The sequence below is a fragment of the Achromobacter sp. GbtcB20 genome, assembly GCF_019091095.1.
In the GTDB taxonomy this organism is placed as follows: domain Bacteria; phylum Pseudomonadota; class Gammaproteobacteria; order Burkholderiales; family Burkholderiaceae_B; genus Achromobacter; species Achromobacter mucicolens.
Genome location: NZ_JAGXJZ010000602.1, coordinates 1 through 263, shown reverse-complemented (window position 1 = coordinate 263; position 263 = coordinate 1). Strand labels below are relative to the sequence as shown.

The 263-nt window shown below is 71.5% G+C and carries 1 pseudogene; it reads left to right on the top strand.

Features of this window, described 5'->3' with window-relative positions:
• Positions 1–107 precede the first annotated feature (107 nt).
• Positions 108–263: pseudogene (locus KVT32_RS32400) on the top strand (RNA methyltransferase); the annotation flags it as partial.

The following is a 263-nucleotide window of genomic DNA, read 5'->3' as shown; positions in this document are numbered from 1 at the left end:
CTGCACGGCCCGTCGCCGGAGCACCGCCGCTCGTTCGCGCCGGTGCGCAACCTGCTGCAGGTGGATTTGTTCGGCGCCGCCGACACCATGAACGAGGCGGCGCCCGCATGAAGAGCATCACCTCGCGCGACAATGCCTTCTACAAGGACCTGGTCAAGCTCGCCACCAGGGCGCAGGCGCGGCGCAAGGCCGGCCGCACGCTGCTCGACGGCGTGCACCTGTGCCACTCCTGGCTGGACCTGCGCGGCGCGCCGGCGCATTGC